Annotated in this window: 11 protein-coding genes; 3 read left to right on the top strand and 8 right to left on the bottom strand. The window is 68.7% G+C overall.

Annotation, left to right across the window (positions count from 1 at the left end; all coding sequences use genetic code 11):
• Positions 1 to 23: 23 nt before the first annotated feature.
• Positions 24 to 218, bottom strand: coding sequence for a hypothetical protein (locus ACZ3I3_RS12480; protein ID WP_030842840.1), 195 nt, complete (start codon positions 216 to 218; stop codon positions 24 to 26).
• 177 nt (positions 219 to 395) lie between these two features.
• Between ACZ3I3_RS12480 and ACZ3I3_RS12475 the strand changes: the two genes are divergently transcribed.
• On the top strand, positions 396 to 2519 hold the full coding sequence (locus ACZ3I3_RS12475; protein ID WP_467364434.1) for a S9 family peptidase: 2124 nt from the start codon (positions 396 to 398) through the stop codon (positions 2517 to 2519).
• Between the two features lie 187 nt (positions 2520 to 2706).
• Here the strand turns inward: ACZ3I3_RS12475 and ACZ3I3_RS12470 are convergent, their stop codons facing one another.
• From ACZ3I3_RS12470 to ACZ3I3_RS12440, 7 genes are all read right to left on the bottom strand, one after another.
• The gene (locus tag ACZ3I3_RS12470; RefSeq protein WP_467364433.1) at positions 2707 to 3855 is read right to left on the bottom strand and encodes an ABC transporter ATP-binding protein; all 1149 of its coding nucleotides are present in this window, start codon (positions 3853 to 3855) and stop codon (positions 2707 to 2709) included.
• Positions 3848 to 4906 carry an ABC transporter ATP-binding protein gene (locus tag ACZ3I3_RS12465; RefSeq protein WP_467364432.1) on the bottom strand — a complete coding sequence of 353 codons (1059 nt, stop codon included), beginning with the start codon at positions 4904 to 4906 and terminating at the stop codon, positions 3848 to 3850. The genes ACZ3I3_RS12470 and ACZ3I3_RS12465 overlap by 8 nt, the downstream gene beginning before the upstream one ends.
• Before the next feature lie 11 nt (positions 4907 to 4917).
• Positions 4918 to 5886, bottom strand: a complete 969-nt coding sequence (locus ACZ3I3_RS12460) for an ABC transporter permease (RefSeq protein WP_467364431.1) — start codon at positions 5884 to 5886, stop codon at positions 4918 to 4920.
• Positions 5879 to 6805: an ABC transporter permease gene (locus ACZ3I3_RS12455; RefSeq protein ID WP_356928466.1), complete on the bottom strand. Its 927-nt coding sequence runs from the start codon at positions 6803 to 6805 to the stop codon at positions 5879 to 5881. The genes ACZ3I3_RS12460 and ACZ3I3_RS12455 overlap by 8 nt, the downstream gene beginning before the upstream one ends.
• A 145-nt stretch (positions 6806 to 6950) precedes the next feature.
• The gene (locus ACZ3I3_RS12450; protein ID WP_467364430.1) at positions 6951 to 8591 is read right to left on the bottom strand and encodes a peptide ABC transporter substrate-binding protein; all 1641 of its coding nucleotides are present in this window, start codon (positions 8589 to 8591) and stop codon (positions 6951 to 6953) included.
• A gap of 604 nt (positions 8592 to 9195) precedes the next feature.
• Positions 9196 to 11103: a translational GTPase TypA gene (typA, locus tag ACZ3I3_RS12445; RefSeq protein ID WP_086848907.1), complete on the bottom strand. Its 1908-nt coding sequence runs from the start codon at positions 11101 to 11103 to the stop codon at positions 9196 to 9198.
• Positions 11104 to 11376: 273 nt separating this feature from the next.
• Positions 11377 to 13587, bottom strand: a complete 2211-nt coding sequence (locus ACZ3I3_RS12440) for an ABC transporter family substrate-binding protein (protein WP_467364429.1) — start codon at positions 13585 to 13587, stop codon at positions 11377 to 11379.
• A gap of 288 nt (positions 13588 to 13875) precedes the next feature.
• On the opposite strand from ACZ3I3_RS12440, the gene ACZ3I3_RS12435 reads away from it, so the two are divergent.
• The gene (locus tag ACZ3I3_RS12435) at positions 13876 to 14166 is read left to right on the top strand and encodes a hypothetical protein (protein ID WP_020277543.1); all 291 of its coding nucleotides are present in this window, start codon (positions 13876 to 13878) and stop codon (positions 14164 to 14166) included.
• 55 nt (positions 14167 to 14221) lie between these two features.
• On the top strand, positions 14222 to 15058 hold the full coding sequence (locus tag ACZ3I3_RS12430) for a hypothetical protein (protein WP_467364428.1): 837 nt from the start codon (positions 14222 to 14224) through the stop codon (positions 15056 to 15058).
• The last annotated feature ends 12 nt before the right edge of the window (positions 15059 to 15070 follow it).

Below are 15070 nucleotides of genomic sequence, written 5' to 3'. Positions count from 1 at the left end.
ACCCAGCCTACGAGGTCCCGCGGTCAGAACTTGATGCTGCCGATCATGCCCGCGATGTTGGTCGTCAGCTCGTTGATCGTGGGAGCCACGGTCGAGGAGGCGAGGTAGAAGCCCAGCAGCATGCAGACGATCGCATGCCCGGCCTTCAGCCCTGACTTCTTGATGAGCAGGAAGACGATGATCGCCAGCAGCACCACCGCCGAAATCGAGAGTGCCACGGCGGCTCACCTCCAAAGATCCACGAGGGCGCGGGGAGTCGGACTATGGGGGCATCAAATCCGTACAGCAGCCAGCAGGTTCATACCCACTATGCGACATTGATCATAACTATCCGTCCGTGCGCATCGATCGGCGCACGGCCGCACAAGGGGGCGCATGGCCAATATGGTCAGGGCATGACGACCGAGCCTGACTCCTTCCCCCGGCGGCACGCCCGTACCCAGCGCTTCACGCTCGGCGCGCCGCGTTCGTTCACTGTGGCGCCCGACGGTTCACGTGTCGTGTTCCTGCGCTCGAGTTCCGGTACGGACCGGGCGAACTCACTGTGGGTCCTCGACACGGAGGAGGGCGGGGAGCGCGTGGCCGCCGACCCGCGCGCCCTGCTGGGCGGTGCCTCGGAGGACCTCTCGCCCGAGGAGCGCGCCCGGCGTGAGCGCAGCCGGGAGGGCGGCGCCGGCATCGTCGGGTACGCCACCGACACGGCAGTCGAGTTGGCCTCTTTCGCCTTGTCAGGGCGGCTTTTCGCGGCCGAGCTGCGGGCCGGGACGGCGCGTGAACTACCCACGCCCGGGCCGGTGATCGACCCGCGTCCGTCGCCCGACGGGCGGTATGTCGCCTACGTCGCGCAGGGTGCGCTGCGCGTCGTGGGCGCGGAGGGGGACGACGACCGGGCGCTCGCCGAGCCGGAGTCGGAAAATGTCTCATATGGGCTGGCCGAGTTCATCGCGGCCGAGGAGATGGGGCGGTCCCGCGGCTTCTGGTGGGCACCGGAGTCGGACCGGCTGCTCGTGGCGCGCGCGGACGACACGCCGGTGGACCGGTGGTGGATCTCCGACCCGGCGCATCCGGAACGCGAGCCGCAGCGGGTGGCGTATCCGGCGGCGGGCACCGGCAACGCGGACGTACGGCTGTTCGTGATCGGTCTGGACGGGGCGCGCACGGAGGTCGCCTGGGACCGGGCGCGGTACCCGTATCTGGCACGTGTGCACTGGTCAGCGGCGGGCGCGCCGCTGCTGCTCGTCCAGGCGCGCGACCAGCGCAGCCAGCTGATCCTCGCGGTGGATCCGGAGTCGGGCGCGACCCGGATGGTGCACGCCGACGAAGATCGGATTTGGCTTGATCTTTTCCCCGGGGTGCCGTGCTGGAGCCCGGCCGGGCGGCTGGTGCGGATCGCGGACGAGGGCGGTGCGCGACTGCTGGCGGTCGGGGACCGGCCGCTGACGGGGGCGCAGCTGCATGTGCGGGCCGTGCTGGACGTCTCCGACGACGACGTGCTGATCTCGGCGTCGGCGGGCGAGGAGGCCGCCGAGGCGGAGACCGGCCAGGTGCATGTGTACCGGGTGAACGAGCTGGGCGTGGAGCGGGTGTCGCGGGAGCCGGGTGTGCACGCGGCGGTGCGGGCCGGGGACGTGACGGTTCTGGTCTCGGCGGCGCTGGATCGGCCAGGTGCGCGGGTGCAGGTACTGCGCGACGGGAAACCGACGGTTGTTGTCCCCTCGTACGCAGAAGATCCTGGTATGTCCCCCCGCGTGACGCTCACTGAGGGGGGCGCACGCCGCATCCCGTGCGCCGTGCTTATGCCTCGGGACTACGCCGGTGACACCCCCCTGCCGGTGCTCATGGATCCGTACGGCGGACCGCACGGGCAGCGGGTCCTCGCGGCCCACAACCCGCACCTCACCTCGCAGTGGTTCGCGGACCAGGGATTCGCGGTGGTCGTCGCGGACGGCCGGGGGACCCCGGGCCGCTCCCCCGCCTGGGAGAAGGGGATCCACCACGACTTCACGCTCTCCCTGGACGACCAGGTGGAGGCCCTGGAGGACCTGGCGAAGAGGTATCCGCTGGATCTGTCCCGGGTGGCGATCCGCGGCTGGTCCTTCGGCGGCTGGCTGGCGGGCCTCGCGGTGCTGCGCCGGCCGGACGTCTTCCACGCGGGGATCGCGGGTGCGCCGGTGACGGACTGGCGCCTGTACGACACGCACTACACGGAGCGCTACCTGGGGGACCCGGCCGAGCAGCCGGACGCGTACGCGCGGAGCTCCCTCGTCACGGCGGACGGCCTGTCCTCCCCCGCCGAGCCGCACCGCCCGCTGATGATCGTGCACGGCCTCGCCGACGACAACGTGGTCGTCGCCCACGCCCTGCGCCTGTCCTCGGCCCTCCTGGCCGCCGGCCGCCCGCACGAGGTGCTGCCGCTGTCCGGGGTCACCCACATCACCCCCCAGGAACAGGTCGCGGAGAACCTGCTCCTGCTCCAGGTCGACTTCCTGAAGCGGTCCCTGGGCATCACCGGCGCCTGAACATGCAACGGGCCGGGGCGACATGGCGCTGCCCCGGCCCGTTTACGGCACCCGCACGGCCGTACGCTGTTCAGCCTGACGCGTCCGTATATCGGAATCGGGTCGGCGAAGTTGCCTGCGTGTTAACGCGGTTCGCGGGGGTTTGTGCGGCTGTGTGTGCCACCTCGGCGGCACACACAGCCGGCCGTCAGGCCGCGTGGACCACGTCCTTCTCCTCGGCGAAGTGGCAGGCCGACTCGTGGGCCGCCGGGGTGTCCTCGCCCTTGAAACGCTCGGGGATGGCCAGGAGAGGGGTCTCCTGGGCGCACTTGTCCTCTGCCTTCCAGCAGCGGGTGCGGAAGCGGCAGCCCGAGGGCGGGTTGGCCGGGGACGGGACGTCTCCGGTGAGGATGATGCGTTCGCGGCCCTCGCGGGACTCCGGGTCGGGGACCGGAACCGCGGAGAGCAGGGCCTGCGTGTAGGGGTGGGTCGGGTGGTCGTAGATCTCCGTGTCCGTACCGATCTCGGCCATCTTGCCCAGGTACATCACCCCCACCCGGTCCGAGATGTGCCGGACGATCGACAGGTCGTGCGCGATGAAGAGGTAGGACAGGTTGAACTCGTCCTGGAGCTTCTCCATCAGGTTGATGACCTGCGCCTGGACGGACACGTCCAGCGCGGAGACCGGCTCGTCGCAGATGATGATCTCGGGGTTGAGCGCCAGGCCGCGGGCGATGCCGATGCGCTGGCGCTGACCGCCCGAGAACTGGTGCGGGTAGCGGTTGATGTACTCGGGGTTGAGGCCGACCACGTCCAGCAGGTCCTGGACCTTGCGGCGGCGGTCGCCCTTCGGCGCCACCTCCGGGTGGATCTCGAAGGTCTCCCCGATGATGTCGCCCACCGTCATACGGGGGTTGAGCGAGGTGTACGGGTCCTGGAAGACCATCTGGATGTTGCGGCGTACGGCCTTCAGGGCGCGGCCGGACAGCTTGGTGATGTCCTGGCCCTTGTAGAAGATCTCGCCCGCGGTCGCCTTCTCCAGCATCATCAGCAGCTTGGCGACCGTGGACTTGCCACAGCCGGACTCGCCCACGATGCCGAGCGTCTCGCCCTGGTAGAGGTCGAAGGAGATCCCGTCCACGGCCTTGACCGCGCCGATCTGACGCTTGAGCAGGATCCCCTGGGTCAGCGGGAAGTGCTTGACCAGGTTGCGGACCTGCAGGATCGGCTCACCGCGCTCGACCGGCGCCTCGATCGCCGCGACGGCCTCCTCGTCGGTGGCCGCCTCGACCGTCTCCACCTCGGTGACGTTGGGGGTGGCGTCCATGGACTCGCCCTTCTTGTCCTGCTCAGCCATGGATCGTCTCCTTCCAGAAGTGGCACGCGCTGCCGCGGCCGACCAGCTCGCCGCCGTCCCGCTCGGTGACCGGATGCAGGGGCGGGACGTCCGTACGGCAGATGTCCTGCGCCTGCGGGCACCGCGGGTTGAAGGCGCAACCGGACGGGATACGCGTCAGGTTGGGCGGCAGACCCTTGATGGCGTACAGGTCCTGGCCCTTCTGGTCCAGGCGCGGGATCGACTCGAGCAGACCCTTGGTGTAGGGGTGCGCGGGCCGCTTGTACAGCTCGTGCACGGGCGCGGTCTCCACGATCCGGCCCGCGTACATCACCGCGATCTTGTCCGCGACGTCGGCGACGACGCCGAGGTCGTGGGTGATCAGGATCAGGCCCATGTTGTACTCGCGCTGCAGGTCCGAGAGCAGGTCCATGACCTGCGCCTGGACCGTCACGTCGAGGGCCGTGGTGGGCTCGTCGGCGATGATCAGGTCCGGCTCCAGGGCGAGCGCCATCGCGATCATGATGCGCTGGCGCATACCGCCGGAGAACTGGTGCGGATAGTCGCCGACGCGTTCCTTCGCGGCCGGGATCTTCACGCGGTCCATCAGCTCGATGGCCTTGGCCTTGGCGTCCTTCTTGCTCAGGCCCTGGTGGACGCGGAACATCTCGCCGAGCTGGTAGCCGACGGACAGCACCGGGTTCAGCGCGGACAGCGCGTCCTGGAAGATCATGGCGATCTTCCTGCCCCGGATCTTGCGCCGGGCGTCGCCCGACATGGTGAGCATGTCCTCGCCCCGGTACAGGATCTGGCCCTGCGGGATCCGCCCGGGCGGCATGTCGAGGATGCCCATGATCGCCTGCGCGGTCACGGACTTGCCGGAGCCGGACTCGCCGAGCACGGCGAGCGTCTCGCCGGAGCTCACGGTGTAGTTGACGCCGTTGACGGCCTTGGCCACACCGTCACGGGTGTGGAACTCGACGTGCAGGTCGCGCACTTCGAGCAGGGGAACATCGCCCTCGGCCGCGCCTCGCGGCTCGGGCACGTTCCTGGTCTTGTCGATGGTGGTCACGTACGCCCTCCTCAGCGCAGCTTCGGGTCAAGGGCGTCGCGGACCGCGTCGCCGAGCATGATGAACGCGAAGACCGTGAGGCTGAGCATGCCCGCCGGGAACAGCAGCGTGTGCGGGTTGTCCCGGATCACCTTGCTGCCCTCGGAGATGTCGATGCCCCACGAGATCGTCGGGTCGCTGAGGCCGAGGCCGAGGAACGACAGCGTCGCCTCGGCCGAGATGTAACCGCCGAGGGCGATCGTGGCCACGACGATGGTCGGCGCGACGGCGTTCGGCATCACGTGGCGGAACAGGATCCGCGTGGTGCCGGCGCCCAGCGCCCGGGCCGCCGTCACGTAGTCGGCCTGCTTGGCCGTGATGACGGAGCTGCGCGTGACGCGGGCGATCGAGGTCCAGCCCAGGAAGGCCAGGGCCAGGATGACCACGTACACCTTGCGCTCGGTGAAGGCGTTCAGGACGACCATGGTGCCGAGCAGGAACGGCAGGCCGAAGAAGATGTCGACGATCCGGGAGATCACCGAGTCGATCCAGCCGCCGAAGTAGCCCGCCAGCATGCCGAGCAGACCGCCGATCAGCGTGACGGCCGCGGTGACGCACACGCCGACGAGGATCGAGGCGCGGGTGCCGTAGATGACGCGGGCGTAGATGGAGCGGCCCTGCTGGTCGTAGCCGAACCAGTCGGGCTGGAAGAAGTGACCCAGCTCCGGCTTGCCCAGGTAGTGGTTGACCAGGTCGCCGTCGCGCGGGTCGACGCTGGTGAACATGCCGGGGAACGCGGCGATCACGAGCAGCAGGACCAGCAGCACCGAGGAGATCCAGAACATGGGCCGGTGCCGCAGGTCGTACCAGGCGTCGCCCCACAGGGAGCGGGGCTTCTCGCTCTTCTGCGCGCTCTGCTTGCCGGCCGAGTCGACGGCGGGCGGGGCCACGGCGTCCACGGTCGCGGCGTCGGTGGTCTGGGCCTTGGTCACGTCAGGCATACCGGATCCTCGGGTCCAGGACCGCGTACAGCAGGTCGATGAGCAGGTTGATCAGGAGGATGACGAGGACGAGCACCGTCACCACACCCGTGACCGTCGAGCCCTCGCTCGTCTGGATCGCCCTGTAGAGGAGGTTGCCGACACCCTGGATGTTGAAGATGCCCTCGGTGATGACCGCGCCGCCGATGAAGCCGCCGACGTCGGTGCCGACGAAGGTGACGACCGGGATCAGCGAGTTGCGCAGCAGGTGGACACCGATGATGCGGCGCCGGGGCAGGCCCTTGGCGAGCGCGGTGCGCATGTAGTCGGCCCGCAGGTTCTCGGCGAACGTCGTCCGGGTCAGCCGGGCCACGTAGGCCATGGACAGCATGGCCAGGACGAACGCCGGCAGGAACAACTGCGAATAGCTCGTGGAGTCCTGGACGTTGGGCGGCAGCCAGCCGAGTTCGTCGGCGAAGATGAACCGGGCGATGAAGCCCAGCACGAACACCGGGATGGAGATCACCGTCAGGGTGAAGACCAGCACGCCCGTGTCGGCGGCCTTACCGGCCCGCAGACCGGCCCACGCGCCGAGGCCCACACCGATGATGATCTCGATGGTGATGGCCAGCAGCGTCAGGCGCAGGGTCACCGGGAAGGCGTCGGCCATCAGGTCGGCGACCGGGCGCCCCGCGAGGTTGCTGCCGAAGTCTCCCTTGAGGAGATTCAGCATGTAGTGGAAGTACTGCTCGAGGACGGGCTTGTCGAAGCCGTACTCGCGCTTGATCTGCGCGATCTGTGCGGGATCGGGAGCCTTGTCCCCGTAGATGGCCCGGACCGGGTCGCCCGGCAGGATGTGGACCATCAAGAAGATCAACAGAGTTGTCCCGATGAAGATCGGGATCATCTGGAGCAGTCGCCTGGCGGCGTAGCGCCCCATCTTGCGCCTCCATGCCGTGAGGGGTCGGCGAGGCCTGCGCACTCATCTACCGCAGGTGAGGGGGTGAGGTGGAGGCCTGTGCCTACGGGCCGGTGCCGCCGCTCCCCTTTTCCGGGAGGGGCGGCACCGGCCTGCGGTCGTCTTGTTACTTCTGCTTGACCTGGATGGTGTCGAAGATCGGGTCACCGTCCTGGCCGTACTCGATCTTGCCCAGGATGTTCTTGGACTGACCGCTGTTGACCTTGTAGAACCAGAGCGGAATGGCCGGCATGTCCTTGGCGAGGAGCTGCTCCGCCTCCTGGTACTTGGCCACCGTCTCGTCGATCGAGCTGGCCTTGTCCGCCTCGGAGCTCAGCTTGTCGAACTCCTTGTTGGAGTAGCCGCTGGTGTTGCCGGCCGCCGTGGTGCCGTACAGGTCGCGCATGAAGTTCGAGTTGACCGGGTAGTCGAGCACCCAGCCACCGCGGTACATGGACTTGACCTGGTCGTTGTCACGGGCGTCGAGGTCGGCCTGGAAGGTCGGCTTCGGGTCGCCGGTGCACTCCACGCCGGTGGACTTGCGGATCGAGTTGCAGACCGCGTCGACCCAGGGCTTGTGGTCCTGGTCGGCGTTGTACTGGATCTGGATCTTGTTGCCCGGGACGCCGCCACCCTCCTGGATGAGCTTCTTGGCCTGGGCCGCGTCGAACTTGACGATGTCGCCGAGCGCGCCCTTCTTGTAGCCGAGGACGCCCGGGGCGACGTAGGAGTCGGCCGGGGTACGCGTGCCCTGGAGGACGGTCTTGGTGATCGTCTGGCGGTCGATCGCCATGGACAGACCCTGGATGACCTTGGGGTCGATGTCCTTGAACTGCTTGGTGTAGAACGCCGGGACGATCGACTGGACGGCCGAGTACGGCTGGTCGATGGCGCGGTCGCCGAGGTCCGTCTTGTAGTTCGTCAGCGCGGTGGTCGGGACCTGCTCGATCCAGTCCACGTTGTCGGAGCGCAGGTCCGAGTACGCCGCGTCGGCGGTCGTGTAGTTCTTGAAGTCGATGCCGCCGTTCTTGGCGACGTTCGGGCCCTTGTAGTCCGCGAACTTGCGGACCTTGATGAGCTTGTTGTGCTCCCAGGAGACGAACTTGTACGGGCCGTTGCCGACCGGCTTCTCGCCGAACGCCTTCGGGTCCTTGAAGAAGGCCTCGGGCAGCGGCGCCCACACGTCGTAGCCCAGCTTGTACGCGAAGTACGAGACCGGCTGCGTCAGCTTGATGGTGAAGGTGTTGTCGTCGACGACCTTCAGGCCCGACATCTTGTCGGTCTTCGGGTCACCCTTCTCCGGGTGCACGTCCTCGAAGCCGACGATGTCGGAGAACCAGCTGGAGTTGGTCTGGTTGTTCTTGATGTTGGCCGACCAGTTCCACGAGTCCACGTAGGACTTGGCGGTGACCGGCGTGCCGTCGTGGAACTTCCAGCCCGGCTTGAGCTTGACGGTCCACTCGGACGAGTCGTCGTTCGGCGTGACCGACTCGGCGTTGACGTACTCGAGCTTGCCGGTGCCGGGCTCGTAGTCGACCAGGCCGGCGAAGATCGTGCGCAGGACACGGCTGCCCTGGCTCTCCTTGGCGTTGGCCGGCTGGAGCGGGTTCTGGGGCTCGCTCAGCTGCGCAGTGACGATGCCGTTCGGGTCGGCCTTCCCCTTGTTCATGTCGTCGCCGGCACTGTCGTCGCCGCCGCCGCAGGCGGTGGCGGCCAGAGCGACGACTATCGCCCCCGCGACCCACTTGGCGCTCTTGGCACCGCGCATGGGTTCCTCCTATGAAGTCATTGGTTCACCGCAAAGGGGGCACAGGACAGACCACCGCCACAGCCCGTCGCCGGTGCCGGAAATCGTCTAATGCCCCCGCGCTCGTGAGTCGGCGCCGCCTGAAGCGGGTGACCTGTTCATCCGAGCTCTACGCGCCTAACTATCTGCCATGCGCCAGGAGCGAACCACACTCTCGAGGTCTCGGTTCGATCACAGCTCGCGCCTACATCTTCCAAAATCCGGACAAAGGGTTTGGTGAAAGATCCCTGCGAAACGGACTTGTTACACATCTATCGGTGGCGCGTGTCCGCATTCCGGACGCGAGAGTGAGATAAACCGCTTGCGGCTACCGTGGCTGCCGTGCAGGCTGCCGACCATGGCTGTCGCTCGCTCAAGAGGCCATCGCCGCAAGGCCGTTGTACGGGCCTGTGCGCGGGCAGAGCGCGGCGCTTCCGCAGCAGGGTAGTGCGAACAGAGCGCTCCGGACGGCAGTCCCCGGCAAATCGAGGGTTTTCCCTACCCCTTCCCTTCGCGTTACCTCCGCTTCACTACGACACCGGGCACCCCGCGAGGCGGGGTGCCCGGTGTCGTCGAACGGCAGGCGTCAGCCGTGCTTGGCGCGGCTCGCGGCGCGGGCGCGCTCGCGGGCGTCCAGGTTCACCTTGCGGATGCGCACGGCCTCCGGGGTGACCTCGACGCACTCGTCGTCGCGGCAGAACTCCAGGGACTGCTCCAGCGACAGCTTGCGCGGCGGGACGATCGACTCGGTCACATCGGCCGTGGACGACCGCATGTTGGTGAGCTTCTTCTCCTTGGTGATGTTGACGTCCATGTCGTCGGCGCGGGAGTTCTCGCCGACGATCATGCCCTCGTACACCTCGGTGCCCGGCTCCACGAACAGCACGCCGCGCTCCTGCAGGTTGGTCATCGCGAACGCGGTGACCGCACCGGCGCGGTCGGCGACCAGGGAGCCGTTGTTACGGGTCTGGAGCGTGCCGAACCAGGGCTCGAAGCCCTCGTGGATGGAGTGGCCGATACCCGTACCGCGGGTCTGCGTCAGGAACTCGGTCCGGAAGCCGATGAGGCCGCGCGAGGGCACGACGAACTCCATGCGGACCCAGCCGGAGCCGTGGTTCGACATGTTGTCCATACGGCCCTTGCGGACGCCCATGAGCTGCGTAACGGCGCCCATGTGCTCCTCGGGCACGTCGATCGTCATGCGCTCGACGGGCTCGTAGACCTTGCCGTCGACCTCCTTGGTGACGACCTGCGGCTTGCCGATGGTCAGCTCGAAGCCCTCACGGCGCATCGTCTCGACCAGGATGGCCAGCGCCAGCTCACCGCGGCCCTGCACCTCCCAGGCGTCCGGCCGCTCGGTGTCCAGCACCCGGAGGCTGACGTTACCGATCAGCTCGCGGTCGAGGCGGTCCTTGACCTGGCGGGCGGTGACCTTGCGGTCCTTGACGGCCGCCTTGTTGTCGGCGCCCTTGCCGGTGGCGCCGCGGCCGACCAGCGGGGAGGTGTTGGTGCCGATGACCATGGAGATCGCGGGCTCGTCGACCGTGATCAGCGGCAGCGCGACCGGGTTCTCCGGGTCGGCCAGGGTCTCGCCGATCATGATGTCCGGGATACCGGCGACGGCGCAGATGTCACCGGGGCCGGCCAGCTCCGCCGGCTTGCGGGTCAGCGCCTCGGTCATCATCAGCTCACTGATGCGGACGTTGCTGACGGAGCCGTCGCGCTTGATCCACGCGACCGTCTGGCCCTTGCGCAGCTCGCCCTGCTCGACGCGGAGCAGGGCGATACGGCCGAGGAAGTTGTCGGCGTCCAGGTTGGTGACGTGCGCCTGGAGCGGGGCGGCCTCGTCGTAGGTCGGGGCCGGGATGTGCTCCAGGATCGTGGAGAAGAACGGCTCCAGGCTGGTGGAGTCGGCCGGGACCGTGCCGTCGTCCGGCTTGGTCAGCGAGGCGATGCCGTCGCGGCCGCAGGCGTAGACGATCGGGAACTCGATCTGCTCCTCGTCGGCGTCCAGGTCGAGGAAGAGGTCGTAGGTCTCGTTGACGACCTCGTCGATCCGGGAGTCAGGGCGGTCCGTCTTGTTGATGCACAGGATGACGGGCAGCCGCTTCTGGAGCGCCTTGCGCAGCACGAAGCGGGTCTGCGGCAGCGGGCCCTCGGAGGCGTCCACGAGCAGGACGACGCCGTCGACCATCGACAGACCGCGCTCGACCTCACCGCCGAAGTCGGCGTGGCCGGGGGTGTCGATGATGTTGATGGTGATGACTTCCCCCCCGTCCTTCGGGTGGTACTTCACCGCCGTGTTCTTGGCCAGGATCGTGATGCCCTTCTCACGCTCCAGGTCGTTCGAATCCATCATGCGGTCGTCGACGCCTTCGAGCTGGTGCGCGGCGAAGGCGCCGGCCTGCTTCAGCATGCCGTCGACGATGGTGGTCTTGCCGTGGTCGACGTGGGCGACGATGGCGACGTTGCGGATGTCGTGGCGCGTGGCCATAAGAAGGCGTACTCCCGGAGTGTGAGGAATGCCCTGCGCGTACGTCGGTGGTGCGCGGGCCCTGCCGGGCTCAACATGCCACGGCCTCACCCCATGGTACGGGTCCGCTACGGTTGGGGTTAGCCGGGATACGTCGGTGCAGGTCAGGTCCTGTTTATTGGTGCTCGGCGTCAGCGCCCGGGCCTCCTGGGGGCTGACGCCCCCAGACCCCCGCTTCGGCCTGAACGGCCTCGTCCTCAAGCGCCGGACGGGCTGGGAGTGACCGCCCCGCGCCTATGGGGCCGCTGATCCCTTCGCCGACGGGCCCGCCGCCGGCTTCGCGCCCTTCTTCAGGAAGCCCATGTCCTCGTAGACCGGCGTGCCGAAGCCGAAGGCTCCCGTGTTCACGAGCGTCTTGCGGGCCGCGATGAGCTGGGGGCGCTGGAAGAGGGGGATGGAGCCGGCCGCAGCCCAGATGCGGGAGTCGGCCTTGCGGATCAGGGAGCGGGACTTGCCCTCGTCGAGGGTGGACACGGCTTCGTCGAAGAGCTGGTCGACCTGGTCGGTGCCGACGCGGGTGTAGTTCTGCTCGACGTTCAGGGAGCCGTCGGCGGCCGGGACGGGCTTGGCGTAGACGGGGCGGGCGTCGGTGGCGGGGAAGGCGGTGGCCGGCCAGGAGTAGAGGGCGAGGTCGTACTGGCCGGAGGCGATGTGGTCCTTGAAGTAGGACTCGTCGGAGACCTTGGAGATGTCCGTGCCGATGCCGACGCGCTCCAGCATGCGGGAGATGCGGTCGGCGACCGCGCGCAGCGTCTGGGAGCCGGGTCCGGAGGGGAGCACGAAGCGGAGCGTGAGGGGCTTGCCGTTCTTGGCGAGCGGGGCGGCCTCGCGGTTCGCCGGGGCGGCGGTGCCCTTGGGGGCGTACGCGCCGGGGGCACCGCCCCGGGCCGGGTGCTTGTACTGGGTGCCGTCGTGGGCGAGGTGGTCGGCGGGGTCCTGTCCGCCGCGCGCCTTGTTGTCCTCGCCGACGACGTACGTGCCGTCGTCGCCGTCCGGCTCGTTCCCGGAGGAGCCCGAGGAGCCGGAGGCCTTCTCGCCCTCCGCGCCGGCCGCCTTCTCCTCTTCCTTCTCCTTCTTCTTCTGCTCCTTGAGGGGGCCGCCGCGCACCCACCCGGCGTCCGCGAGCAGGGCCTGGGCCTCCTTGGTGTCCTGGCCGCCGAGGGCGCCGCTGTTGTCGGCGTAGTGGGCCTGGCCGGACAGGGCCAGGTGGCTGCCGACCGGGACGGCGGGCAGGCCCAGGGGCTTCAGTACGGTTTCGGCCAGTTTCTTGCGGTCGAGGGCGCGGGCGACGGCCCTGCGGACGCGCTCGTCGGCGAGCGGGCCCTCGGCGCCGTTCAGGGCGAGCTGGGTGAAGGCAGGCTCCAGGGACTTGCGCACCTCGAAGCCGCGCAGGGCCTGCTGCTGCCGGGCGTACTTGACGGCCGCCTTGCGCAGCTTCTTGCGGGCGACGGTCTCCTCGTCGGCGGCGTCCTCGTCGGTGCCGTTGGCTACGGCCCAGGAGTGCAGGGCGTCCGCGGCGGACCGGTCGGCGCCGGGGCCCATCAGCGGGCTGCTGGAGCTCTGGGGGCGGGCGGCGACGGTGATGCGGCGGGCCGCGGAGGGGTCGATCTCGGCCACGTCGAGGGTGCCGGCGGCCAGCTCGGTGGCCCGTTTGTCGCGCGGCACGGTGCGCAGCACGATCTCGGAGAGTTTGGCGGGCTCGCCCCACCAGCGCGGGTTGCGGGCGAGGGTGATCTCGTCGTCGTCGCGGTCGACCTTCTTCACCGTGAAGGGACCGGCGGTGACCTTGAGCTTCTTGCGGGCCCCGTCGTTGAAGGAGTCCGGGGTGCCCATGACGTCCTTGGGGTACAGCGGCGAGAACAGCGACCGCCAGTCGGCGTAGGGGCGGCTGAAGGTGACCCGAACCTCCAGGGCGTTGTCCCCGCGCTCGATCTTCTGGATGCGGTCGTAGCCGGCGTTGCGGGCGGTCCAGTAGGCGGTGTCCTTGCCGGACAGGGCGCGCCACTGGGCGGCGAAGTCGGCGGCGCCGATCTCCCGGCCGTCGCTCCAGACGGCCTGCTGGTTCAGCTTGTACAGGACGACCTGCTTGGGCTCGGTCTCGACGACCTCGGCGGACTCCAGGTAGGCGGGGTTGCGCTCGGGACGGCCGGAGGCGTTCATCCGGAACATCGACGGCAGGACGGCCTGGGCGACGCGGAGGGTGGTGGCGTCGGCGTCCGACTGGAAGGTGTTCAGGGTGTCGGGCACGGAGTCCACGGCCCAGCGCAGGGTGCCGCCGTCGGCGATCCGGTCGCGGCCCGCGGGCTGGATGTCCGGTGCGGCGAGCGGCTTGCCCGCGGGGTCCTCGGAGCCGCATCCGGTGAGCGCGGGCACCGCGAGCACACCCGCGGTGAGGAAGGCGACCGAGCGCGTGACCGCACGCGGGCCGACGCCGTGCTGGGACATCTGTGCTACCTCCGGGAAGCCGCGGGCGTTATGATCACTTTTGGCGGTATTTGGAGTTCATCTGATGTATGCCGCCACTGAAGAGGAAAGGGTTCGGCAACACAGAGCGACACGGCGGTCACGGGCGGGAAGTCACCCGTGCGGCGCAGCGCACCGCAGGATGCACCTGCACGCCTCGGCCAATCGATGCACATCCCTTCACAGCACAAGGTGTGACGCGCAACACTCGCAGGCGCATGAACGTTGCCGCCTTGGGCCTCGAAGGACCCGCGGAAGTGAGGGCAAGTCATGTCCGTTCACGACGAACTGACGTCAGTCCAGCGCAGCCTCGACGAGCTGTTCCGCTCGCTGGGACGCCTGGAGAAGCAGCTCGGCACCGGTGGCCTGGAGATGCGCCGCGTCCGTGCCGACGCCAACCACCTGCGCGAGAGCGTCGCCCTGCTGCGCGACGCCGCCGCCACACCGGCCGCACCCAAGCGCCCCGACCTCGTCACCATCTCGGACGCGCCGTACGACCCGTCGCTGTGGGTCGACTCGGACGACGAGGGGCTCGGCGCCCGGGACCGGCGCGCTCCCTGACCGGGAGGGCGTCGAGCGACCGACACGTCCCCCGAACCCCGACCGGAGTCGTCAAGTGGCCACTGGTACGGAACCTCCCGCCACGGAACCCCAACCCCGAAGCGGCGGCGTACGGGCGGGTGCGCGCGCCGCGATCGACGCCCCGCACCTGCGCACCGACCGCTGGTGGCTGGCCCCGGCCGGCACGGTCGCCGGGCTGCTGGCCTTCATCGTCTACTCGACGTGGCGGGCCTTCGCCGACACCGACTACTACGCGGCGCCGTACGTCTCGCCCTTCTACTCGCCGTGCCTGGCGGAGCGCTGCGAGCCGATGAAGGCCGGGCCGAACTGGGAGATCTTCGGCAGCTGGTGGGGGATCTCCCCCGCGATCATCATCCTGATCTTCCCGCTCGGCTTCCGTCTGACCTGCTACTACTACCGCAAGGCCTACTACCGGGGCTTCTGGGCGTCACCGCCGGCCTGCGCGGTGGCGGAGCCGCACAAGAAGTACACCGGTGAGACCCGCTTCCCGCTGGTGCTGCAGAACATCCACCGGTACTTCTTCTACGCCGCGATCGTCGTCGCCGGGATCCTCACCTACGACACCGTGCTCGCCTTCCGCGACGAGCACTACGACTGGGGCCACATGGGCCTCGGCACGCTCGTGTTCCTGGTCAACATCGTGCTGATCTGGGCGTACACGATCTCCTGCCACTCGTGCCGGCACATCGTCGGCGGCAAGCTCAAGCACTTCTCCAAGCATCCCGTGCGCTACCGGATGTGGCAGTGGACGGGCCGGCTCAACGCCCGGCACATGCAGCTCGCCTGGGCGTCGCTGGTGAGCGTGGCGCTCGCCGACTTCTACGTCTACCTGGTCGCGTCCGGTGCCTTCGACGATCCGCGGTTCTTCTGATGAGGGGTGCGT

This window comes from Streptomyces sp. NPDC016851 (assembly GCF_055562795.1).
The sequence above is the reverse complement of the archived record's forward strand: the minus strand, read 5'-3'. Positions and strand labels throughout refer to the sequence as shown.

What these genes read in the sequence shown, in the direction of transcription:
- ACZ3I3_RS12455 (WP_356928466.1), bottom strand. Translation starts at nt 6,805, where the DNA reads ATGGGGCGCTACGCCGCCAGGCGACTGCTCCAGATGATCCCGATCTTC.
- typA (WP_086848907.1), bottom strand. Translation starts at nt 11,103, where the DNA reads ATGGCCACGCGCCACGACATCCGCAACGTCGCCATCGTCGCCCACGTC.
- ACZ3I3_RS12450 (WP_467364430.1), bottom strand. Translation starts at nt 8,591, where the DNA reads ATGCGCGGTGCCAAGAGCGCCAAGTGGGTCGCGGGGGCGATAGTCGTC.
- ACZ3I3_RS12470 (WP_467364433.1), bottom strand. Translation starts at nt 3,855, where the DNA reads ATGGCTGAGCAGGACAAGAAGGGCGAGTCCATGGACGCCACCCCCAAC.
- ACZ3I3_RS12440 (WP_467364429.1), bottom strand. Translation starts at nt 13,587, where the DNA reads ATGTCCCAGCACGGCGTCGGCCCGCGTGCGGTCACGCGCTCGGTCGCC.
- ACZ3I3_RS12435 (WP_020277543.1), top strand. Translation starts at nt 13,876, where the DNA reads ATGTCCGTTCACGACGAACTGACGTCAGTCCAGCGCAGCCTCGACGAG.
- ACZ3I3_RS12475 (WP_467364434.1), top strand. Translation starts at nt 396, where the DNA reads ATGACGACCGAGCCTGACTCCTTCCCCCGGCGGCACGCCCGTACCCAG.
- ACZ3I3_RS12460 (WP_467364431.1), bottom strand. Translation starts at nt 5,886, where the DNA reads ATGCCTGACGTGACCAAGGCCCAGACCACCGACGCCGCGACCGTGGAC.